Origin of the sequence: Okeania sp. SIO2F5, from assembly GCF_010692685.1 — a bacterium.
In the GTDB taxonomy this organism is placed as follows: domain Bacteria; phylum Cyanobacteriota; class Cyanobacteriia; order Cyanobacteriales; family Microcoleaceae; genus Okeania; species Okeania hirsuta.
Map to the genome: position 1 here is coordinate 1 of NZ_JAAHGU010000165.1, position 10,616 is coordinate 10,616.

Annotated in this window: 7 protein-coding genes; 3 read left to right on the forward strand and 4 right to left on the reverse strand. The window is 35.4% G+C overall.

Translation table 11 applies throughout. The features are described from left to right. Window positions 1-649: 649 nt before the first annotated feature. The 4 genes from F6K27_RS29110 to F6K27_RS29125 all read right to left on the reverse strand — a co-directional run bounded on the left by F6K27_RS29110 (window position 650) and on the right by F6K27_RS29125 (window position 6,021). Complete coding sequence (locus tag F6K27_RS29110; RefSeq protein WP_124143881.1) at window positions 650-2,032, reverse strand: flotillin family protein; 1,383 nt, start codon at window positions 2,030-2,032, stop codon at window positions 650-652. Between the two features lie 273 nt (window positions 2,033-2,305). After that, complete coding sequence (locus tag F6K27_RS29115) at window positions 2,306-2,650, reverse strand: NfeD-like protein (protein ID WP_287278988.1); 345 nt, start codon at window positions 2,648-2,650, stop codon at window positions 2,306-2,308. Window positions 2,651-2,746: 96 nt separating this feature from the next. Beyond that, window positions 2,747-3,355, reverse strand: coding sequence for an NfeD-like protein (locus F6K27_RS29120; protein ID WP_287278989.1), 609 nt, complete (start codon window positions 3,353-3,355; stop codon window positions 2,747-2,749). Between the two features lie 1,067 nt (window positions 3,356-4,422). Beyond that, on the reverse strand, window positions 4,423-6,021 hold the full coding sequence (locus tag F6K27_RS29125; RefSeq protein WP_287278990.1) for an SDR family NAD(P)-dependent oxidoreductase: 1,599 nt from the start codon (window positions 6,019-6,021) through the stop codon (window positions 4,423-4,425). A 1,156-nt stretch (window positions 6,022-7,177) separates the two neighbouring features. Here F6K27_RS29125 and F6K27_RS29130 point away from each other — a divergent pair. From F6K27_RS29130 to F6K27_RS29140, 3 genes are all read left to right on the forward strand, one after another. Then, entirely contained in the window at window positions 7,178-8,950 is a 1,773-nt protein-coding gene (locus F6K27_RS29130; RefSeq protein ID WP_287278991.1) for an alpha/beta hydrolase, read from the forward strand. A gap of 380 nt (window positions 8,951-9,330) precedes the next feature. Beyond that, window positions 9,331-10,095 (forward strand): Uma2 family endonuclease, encoded by a 765-nt coding sequence (locus F6K27_RS29135; protein WP_287278992.1) that lies wholly within the window; start codon window positions 9,331-9,333, stop codon window positions 10,093-10,095. A 75-nt stretch (window positions 10,096-10,170) separates the two neighbouring features. Further along, on the forward strand, window positions 10,171-10,616 hold a 446-nt coding region (locus F6K27_RS29140), incomplete at its 3' end, for a Uma2 family endonuclease (protein WP_287278993.1).

The window sequence follows — 10,616 nt, forward strand, 5'->3', positions numbered from 1 at the left end:
ACTGCCAGTAACGCTAATACTATTTCCATGATTTTTTTTACTCCGTTATTTTAGTGATTTAAGAAGGAAAAAGGAAGAGGGAAGAAGAAAGAATAATATCATGTCCGGATAATTAGTTATAAAAAAACTTTCTCCTTCAACTCCAGTTGTTCTTCTTTATTACCTCTTTCCTCCTGACTCCTGACTTCCCCTCCTGGGAGGGGCGAGGGGTGGGTTGACTCCTGAGGACTCCGTAGTTATTTATTTATCACTGTTTAACCGGACATGATATAAGTAGGTAGGTCTAATGAAACGTTGAAAAAATTGTAGGGGTAGGTTTAACTGAAAGCTTTGAGGTAAGAATGGTCTAGTTCTCAAAACCTGTCCTATGATATTGTGTTTATTTATGCTCACCTACTTACTAATTTGATAAATGTTTGCTAAAAATAGTTAGGCTTTTTATAGGAGTCACCGAGTCAGGAGGAGAGTCTCTGCATAAGTCCCGATCGTGTTCGGACGGGTCAGTTATAAATAAAATTTAAGAACTCCGGGTACCGACAGTACCAAAGAAATACTGAAATTATCTTTACTCAATTCCTTTCTTTCCTCCTTTCTTCCCTTCTAACTCCTGAGGACTGAGGACTGACTCGGTGACTCCTAAATACTTAACCTATAACTGTTTAACCTGATTTGAGGTAACTTCTTTCCCATTGCTGAAGTTTCCTGTCACATCAACGCCAAGGGTTTGATTGACATTTTTGAGGAACTGGCGGAAGATTTCAGGATAAGCATTCACCAAACTAGCGATTGACTTGCCATCTCCACTATCGATAACTTTGATATTTTCCAATTTAACTTGTTCGGTTACCTTAGCAGACTCACGCAAAATCATACTAATTTGTTGTAAGTAGAACAATTCCGCAGCATCTTTACCAGTCTCTTGCCAAACCTGGGAAAGCATATCGTTAACTAAAGCTTCAGCTTGAGCATTTTCTGAAAGAGAAGCAGCATTTCCTTTTGCTATGAGTTCTTTTGCTTGCCGTTGTGCTTCTGCTGGCAATACTTCATCCGCTTCTAAACGCAATCTCTCTAACTCAGCGCGGACTGTTTGCAATAATTGTTCTGCTCTTGCCCTTGCTTCTTTAGCTGCTGCTTTGGTTCGTTCTTCTTCTGAACGTGCTTGCTGTTCCAACTCTGCTTGAATTTTACGGAGTTCGTTTTCTTTTTTAACGGTTAATGTTAATGACTCGGTTTTGGCAGTTTCTGACTGTCGTTGGCAGTCAGCTTCTATTTGGTCTGCTTCTGCTTTGGCGTTAGACTCAGCTATTTCAGCATCTCGGCGAATCATGGCAATTTGTTTGCGACCAATGGAGTTTAGGTAGTCTACGTCATCGGAAACGCTTTGAATTTTCAGGATGTCGAGTTGCAAACCCAATTTTGCTAAGTCGCGACTCACGTCTTCAGCAATGCGTTCGGCGAATTGAAGACGGTCTTCGTTGAGTTGTTCTGGTGTCAGGGTGGCGACCACACCCCGCAGGTTTCCTTCTAGAGTTTCTCTTGCTACACGGGTAATTTCTGAGCGGTCGCGGTCGAGAAATCTTTCTATGGCATTGCCTACTATTTTCGGGTCATTGGAAACTTTGATATTGGCGATCGCTTGAATATTTAGTGGAGTACCGCCTTTGGAGTAAGCATTTCGCACTTCCACAGGTACTGGCATGGTGCGTAGGTCCATTGTTTTGGTTGTTTCTAGAATTGGGATGGGAATTGCTCTACCACCAAATATTACGCGATAACCAACTGTTTCCCCTTCTTTTGTCCGCCGTTTCCGACCGGATAAAATTAGTATTTCATTGGGTTTACAAATTTGTATGAATGTGTTGATAAACCAGATTAATACTATCACTCCAAATATAGATAGAGCGATGGGTAAACTTGTAGAAATTTTTCCTGTAAAATTCTGAATTGGCTCCTTTTGTATTACAGGAGGAATTTGTGCTATTTCTACAGTGGTTAATTCGGCTTTATTTGATTCTAAATTTTTACTTTTCATTAGTTAAATTTCCTCATTGATTTTTGTGAAATATAGTATTTTTCATCTAGTAGTATGAAAGTTCGAGCTAACTGGCCTACAAATCGTTTATTTCCCTAAAAATCTCTGCGATTATTCATTATCTTTTCTGTGGCGGGTTTAATACCCCACCGTCAACGGGGGTGCTTAAAATTTTTTGGGGTTATAAGACACGGACTGGCCGGTTGTTGACTATCCATAAGCAATTTTCCCTTCTGCCTTCTGCCTTCTGCCTTCTGCCTTCTTCATTGATGATTATTCCTGGTGTTGAAAAGATGATTTGGAAATTACCCACACCTGATTATTTTCTGTGCCGATAATAAATACTTGTTCTCCCTTAGTAAATTCTTTAGATTCTTCTGTTGTACGGGCAATTAATTCTATGCTAGAACCTTTAACATTTAGACTAACTTTACCTCTACTATGAGTATCAAATGGAATTTCCACAGTGCAGGGTAGACCTAAAAAATCTTGAGGACTGACAAGACTATTTATTACTTGGTTTTGTCGAAAAATCGACAACAATAATACTATTAACATCCCACCAAATATTCCTACTCCCACTGAAATATAGGCTAACATTAAAAGTTGATTTTTCATGCCGATTTATTCATCTCGCAACTATATTTAAGTTGTGCAGAAAATTTTTTGAAATTGGGGAATTGGAAAATCGCGTTCGAGGATAGCTGAAAAAAATTAAGATTCATCCTCTGATGTTTGATCTAGATAATTTTCTGATACTACCCATACTCTATTATTTTCTATTCCCACGATAAATGCTTTTTCTCCTCTAGTAAATTCCCTAGATTCTTCAGTAAAAGCCATCAATTCTATAACAGAATTTTTCACCTGTAATCTAATTTTTCCTCTACTATTTTTATCAAAAGGAATCTCCACAATTCCAGAAATACCTACGAGGTCGCCACTACGCACCAAGCTATCAGCTTGACGGTTTTTTAAGGTATGTAATACCCATGCCATAATTGTGCCACATAAAATACCAACAATTATAGAAATAATGGCAATTATTGTTGGTGAAAGAGTGGGCGAAATATACGATAATAAAATTCCAGTTAGCCCAAAGAAACAACTGCCAAAAGTCCAAAATTTTAGGCTGAATAATGGTAGCCATAATCTTCGGCGACGTTGATATATTGAAGTATTAACTTGTGTACTTGATTGGTCTGTAATTTCTAAGTCTGGGTCAAAGTCTTGGTCAAAATCTACACCATCTAGACCGGCAAAGGCGGAGACTGCCACAAATGCTCCACCAATAATTAGACAGAAAACATAAGCTGATTCCATAAGTTGTCCTTGATAATTTTTAACAACCTCTTGGTCTATTTATATTCTGGCAAATTAGTTTCCTATTCAGGCTATTTGTAAAAAAAATTTGTGTTTTACTAGAAAACTACTTTTTATTTCATCAGTAGAATTTTTAATTACTATGAAAACTTTCTTCGTTAGATACAGAAAATTTTGATATAGAGATATTATACCCAAAGTTAGTAGTTTATGGGGGGCGGATATCTAGATTTCCAATTGTATAATACCAAGTGTGATAAATGTTTTCTACAAATAGTTAGACTTTTTATAGGAGTAAATTCAGTTATCAGTTAACCTCTTCCGGAGGAATTGCGTTTTTTATATGGCGTAGCGAAACAGTTATCACTACCTCCTGCAATAGGAATGCGAGAACTTGAAACTTTATTTTTTTGTCAAAATAAATAACTTCTATATAGCAATTCCCATATTGGTAAGGTACAAAATTCGTTTGTTTTAGGGAACAGGGAACAGGGAACAGGGAACAGAGAATAGGGAACAGAGAATAGGGAATAGAATAGAATAGAATCGAAATAAATATAGGTGTACCTCACTAATTTGAGAAACGCTATATCATTTATGAGTGTGAGTATCCTTTTTTAATCCAGGAGATATCTGAACGATAATCTTTTCAGTCCCGTTATTATTCTAAATATTCTTTTTTCGCCCTTGGCATAGTACTATAGCGGTTTTCATTAACATAGAATACAGAGATTTTGGCTTAAAGGCAGAAGGCAGAAGGCAGAAGGCAGAAGCTTTGTAGTCTACCTCTCTCTGTGAAAACCGCTATAATTATTAATCATAAATATGGCAGGCAATAGACAAAAGTGGGAAAAATATTTCTCCGTATTCGATTCATTATCACTCTATATCCTAAGCAACTCAAGATTTGCTATACAGAAATAAAATTATAGTTTTTCACTTAGAAGGAGCTAGTCTAATTCTAGAAAATACCTATCTAGACTGCTGTTTATCTTAATTTATTATTTCTGATTTTTTGATTCTTTACTTCTTCATTGTTCTTTCTTCCTTCTTCCCTTTTCCTTCTTCTACAACAATACTGACTGTTGATAATTAGGATTATAATTAGGTAAAACTTCTACACTAGGTTGAGTAACTCGTAAAGTTAATGATAGTCTAACTTGACCGCTAGTATTGCATACAGAGCGATGGATAAGTTCATCTGTAAACATCACAAACTGACCTGGTTTGAGAATTACTGGGACTGAATTTTCTGCCAATTTTTCTGTAACTTCAAAGAAATTATTGCCACTAAAAGGGTCTGTCATTTTTACAGATAAATTGCGGTCTTTTTTAGCATTTGGTATAAATTCAAAGCCATTAAATTTATTGACTTCAGTCAGAGCAATATAAACATTAATTGTTTTACCTACACCAGAAAGTAATTTTGGATAAGAATCTCTGTGCCACAAGGGGATTAATTGTTTTGCGGGATAATTAACCCAAAGTTCAGAACGCCATAATACTAATTTTTCTCCTAAATATTCTTGCAATTTTGCCAATAATTTTTCATCCTGACATATTTTCCAAATTTCAGGGGAATCAAGATGTCTTTCCATGTGAAATTCTTGTTTCCAAATTTGAACTAATAATAGAAAGGCTGAACCAAATTTGAATTTCAATAAAAATTTTAAAAGGCGTAAAAATAATAATTTGCTTGGAGGTTTTGGTAAGATTTCTGCAAAAATTGTTTTGGTAATTTGACCAATTTCTTGACTGTCTAGTTTGAGGGTGTAAGGACCGGATATTCCAGAAAAGTTATCATAATTAATTGTTTCGTTAGTTTTTGTATTCTGGCATCCACTCCAGAGTAAACTTCTTTCCCAAAGTTGTTTTGCTAGGTGAATATCTGTTGCTATTTTTGGCAAAGTAATTTCCTGATTTTGGGAATCAAAAAATTTACCACTGATATTTTTTAGTTGACTAGACTGGGCACAAAATAATGTACTATTTGCACCCTTTTCTGGAGAAATTCCTAAACCTAAATATTTACTCAGACTATGCCAAATTGTAATATTAGATTGCACAAATCCTGGGTGAACGGCATTAACGGTTACATTTGTATTTTCTAACTGTCTGGCAAGTTCAGTTGTCAAAAGTAACAAACATAATTTAGAGACAGAATAAAGTTCTAAAAAATTTAGAGGTGTTTTTTTGACTAATAAATTCCAAGGAATAGTTTTTGGTTTTAATGCCAAATCGGAAGCTACCATAATAATTCTACTAAAAGCAGAACTCTTGAGTTTTTCTAACAAAAGATATGTCAGTAAAAAATGACCTAAATAGTTGGTTCCCCAAATTAGTTCAAATCCTTCTTGAGTAGTACCTCTTTGATTAAAAATTCCGGCATTGTTAACTAAAATATGTAGAGGAAGTTGCCTGGTTATGAACAAATCAACAAATTGACGAACTGAATCTAAAGAAGCTAGATTTAAAGGCAAAAACTCAACGTTTTTATTGCCACTAATTTGACGAATATAATCTACAGCTTTCGTGGCTTTACTAATAGAGCGACAGGCAATAAATACATGACATCCAGCTTTGGCCAAACCAACAGCAGTCATTAAACCAACACCAGAATTACCACCCGTAACAATACATACTTGATTTTGTAAATCTTGATTCATAAATTCAAAAAAATATTGAACAAGGAAGAAGGAAGAAGAAAGAAGGAAGAAATGCATGGGGACTCAAACTAGAACCAATTATAAACATTATGTAGACAGGGGAGTATTCCCAAAATATTGATAATCAAAATATGAGCTTTGAATGTTTAAATTGTCACTCAGAAATTATCCCCAATAACAACCCTAAATCATTTGTGATAATTTGATTGCTATTGAAGAAGGAAGAAATGCATGGGGACTCAAACTAGAACCAATTATAAACATTATGTAGACAGGGGAGTATTCCCAAAATATTGATAATCAAAATATGAGCTTTGAATGTTTAAATTGTCACTCAGAAATTATCCCCAATAACAACCCTAAATCATTTGTGATAATTTGATTGCTATTGAAGAAGGAAGAAATGCATGGGGACTCAAACTAGAACCAATTATAAACACTATGTAGACAGGGGAGTATCCCCAAAATATTGATAATCAAAATATGAGCTTTGAATGTTTAAATTGTCACTCATAAATTATCCTCTGAGTCCATCTCATATTTGCAAAAATACTTTTTTCCTATATATTCCCTGTTGCCTTCCGGAGCTGTTGCCTGTTGCTTAAAAGCGAGAATTTTTTGGCTTTATTCAAGATTGAGATGTACCCACTCAAATAAGATTGCTCTAGTAAGATAATTGATAGCTTGAAATATTTTTGATGTTCCATATTTTTTTTACCGAATAATTAATAATTAATAATTAAATAATTCAGGTTTAAAGCCGACCTTTTTACGGAAAAAAAAGACAATATTCCTTATATTCAATCCTCTCGATTTGTAAGCATTTCCTGCGGAATGCTGCGCAAACAGCAGTCAGCTATCAGCTTGATTACTTTTAGTGGACAATTTAAGCTCGTTGCTCTTGTGCTTCAATTCTTTGTTGAAAAATGTATTAGAAGTTAAACAAGTACTTGCTTCATTCATTTTTATTGCTGAGAGCTGACCGCTGTTTTAACCAGAGGTAATTATCAATTATCCATGCTCCATTAATGAATGGCTATCTTTTTTCCCCCTAAAAAAAAATAGATTTGCTGAATTTAATCATCAACTAATTGTTGATAAAAACACAAAAATAGGGAACAATAATTTATATTAGCTGAAATTGAGACAAATATCTATGAAGAGGCATCGTTATGGATTTTTACTAAGTTTGCTATTATTAGGAATAGGTTTAATATTATCAATTATATTTAATCCTACTATCGGCATTGAAGTAACATCTATAAATATTGAAATAGACTCTCAACGAAATTTAGTCACTCGTATCTATACCCCCAGCACAGCAAAACCTCATCCAGTAATATTATTGTGTCATGGTGTCAACAATAGCAAAGAAATGATGACACCTTTGGCAGTAGAGTTAGCAAGACATGGCATAGCAGCGATCGCTTTTGACTTTGGTGGTTATGGCGAGTCTTACTCACTGAAAAATAGAGAAAAATCTATAGAAAACTTAGACAAAAACACCAAAGCAGATGCTAAAGCAGTCCTAGCATACATTCGCGATCGCCCAGATTTTTTTGACCAAGACCGCATTGGTATTCTCGGTCATTCTATGGGTGGTGCAACAGCATTAAAGTTGGGGGAAACAGAAAAAGTATTGCGCTCGACAATTATTTTAGGTATGAGTGGTAGCGCTACTACCACTACTCCTCGAAATCTATTTTTGGGCGCTGGTGTATACGAGCAAATTAACCCTCCTGAAGATTTACGAATTATGTTGCAGCAAGCAACGGGTAGCAAAAATCCTGTTTGCATCAATAATGGTAATAATATTTGCGGTAGTTTCAGTAATGGTACTGCTCGACTGTTAATAATTTCTGGCACTGCCGACCATATCATCCCCACCTACGACCCACATTTAATGACGAAAGCGATCGAGTGGGCACAACATAGTTTAGATGTTAATTCTACTAAGGAGGTAAAATTAGCTGCACCGGGTTTAATAATTTCTATGTTATTAACATTTGCAGGTGGTATTGCTTCTGGTGTTTGTGTATTACTTCGACCCGATGAAAAAATCAGAATGCAGACTACAGAAACGAGAGGAGAAAGTTTGGTAGAAGAGATATATTTTCGTCAGATAAAAAAGGCAGCAACATTAAAAGTGCAGTTATTATGGCGACGTTGCGTTACCTGGTTATTGGCAATACAAATGACAGTTATTTGGTTGATGGCAATAAGAAGTCTGGCACCGACCAGAAGCGCGAGTAATATGCTGGTGTTTTGTTATGTTTTGCAACTATGTAGTAATTATGCTTTACGTCGTTCTGACAAATTGACTTCTATTTTGCGAGTTGTCTGTTTATATGTTTTGCTTTTGATGGGGGCGTTTTTATTGCCGACATTATTATGTGGAGTCACTGAAATTTTAACTACACCAAATTATCTGGTGAGTTTACCTCAATTTTTGCTCCAGTGGCCGTTTTTTGCTTTCTACAATTACACCATAGCAGCTAAACTAATTTTGATTCCTACTTATACTTTAGAGTTACAGGTTAGTTGGTTGTTTATATTATTAGTGTTGTTAGAGTTGATGTGGTCTGGGATAACTTTGCTAATAGTGGAACAAATTTTAGTGGGGGGTGTGAAATGGTTACGTCGTCCGTTTGTTTTCACTGGAGTGAGTAATATTTCCCAGAAACAAATTGGTTTATTAGGGTTATTATTGTTGGCTTTTTTAGGGGTATTGTATCAGCGAGTGAGCGACGGTTTATTGGTGCTGGTAATGAGTAAGGGAATATTGGTATTACAAATGCTGGGGTTATTTTTATTTTTGCCTATAGGAATTATTGTCGTTACTGTCAGGTCTTCCTGGTTTCAAAATTTAGAGTCTCCAAGGGAACAAGGAAGAGGGAAGAAGGAAGAAGGAAGAAGAGATAAGATATAAAATTAATTTTTCCGAAATTTATTAATAGTTTGATGTAGTTCAAGTTACCAAAAAAATCATCGGAAATAAAGAAGAGTATAATGATTTAATTGATGCCAAATTTCGCCAATATTTTTACAATCAAAAACAGACTATGGAACAACGATATTGATTGATTTATGGAAAGCAAAAAAAATGATTATTTCAAAATATCTATATATCTTCATTGTTCCTGAATTAATTAAACACATAGCGTTTATCGTAAACTAAAAGCAATAGCTGATAGCTGATAGCTGAAAGCTGTTTGCGCAGCATTATGTAGGAAATGCTTACAATTTTGTATCTCACGCTTCTTGAGAATTGCTATACTAAAAATACTGAGGCGCGTGAGGAAATAAAATATGACAATACAACTTCCCTTGTCCCAAAATAACTCAGAAATAGTTTATCCAGATAGTGATGGACAACCCATGGCAGATAATACAATTCAATTTCGTTGGATTACAGTTATTCATTACAATTTAGCTTGGTTATTTGCAGATAATGCTGAAGTTTTTGTGGCAGGAGATTTACTTTGGTATCCGGTAGAAGGGAATAATAAATTACGACAAGCGCCAGATGTAATGGTGGTTTTTGGAGTACCGAAAGGAGACCGAGGTTCTTATCAGCAATGGAAAGAAAATAATATTGCTCCACAAGTAGTATTTGAGATTCTTTCTCCAGGAAATACACCTAAAGAAATGGAGTGTAAATTATTATTTTATGACCGCTATGGAGTAGAAGAATATTATGTTTATGACCCGCAAAAAAATAGTTTAACGGGATGGTTACGTTCAGAACTTTTTCTAGACAGAATTGATGAAATAAATGGCTTTGTTTCCCCTCGGTTGGGTATTAGATTTCAACTAACAACAGAAACACTAATGTTGTACCGTCCTGATGAACAAGCATTTACAGATTATATTGAAGTGCAGCAACAACTAGAGGCAACAGAAAATCGTGCTTTAGAAGCAGAAAATCGTGCTTTAGAGGCAGAAAGTCGTACCACTGTTGCTCAAGAAGAACTTCAACAGGAACCTCAAGAGAAGGAAATTGCTCAAGAACGTGCCAAACGCTTAGAACAATTATTACGAGAAGCGGGGATAGATCCAGAAAGTAATGGATAGGTTGAATTTTAGATGAAGTGGAATGGTGCGTTACGTTAGCACTAATGCACCCTGAATAATGTGAGGAAATAAAATATGACAATACAACTTCCCTTGTCCCAAATTAACTCAGAAATAGTTTATCCAGATAGTGATGGACAACCCATGGCAGATAATACAATTCAATTTCGTTGGATTACAGTTATTCATTACAATTTAGCTTGGTTATTTGCAGATAATGCTGAAGTTTTTGTGGCAGGAGATTTACTTTGGTATCCGGTAGAAGGGAATAATAAATTACGACAAGCGCCAGATGTAATGGTGGTTTTTGGAGTACCGAAAGGAGACCGAGGTTCTTATCAGCAATGGAAAGAAAATAATATTGCTCCACAAGTAGTATTTGAGATTCTTTCTCCAGGAAATACACCTAAAGAAATGGAGTGTAAATTATTATTTTATGACCGCTATGGAGTAGAAGAATATTATGTTTATGACCCGCAAAAAAATAGTTTAACGGGATGGTTACGTTCAGAACTTTTTCT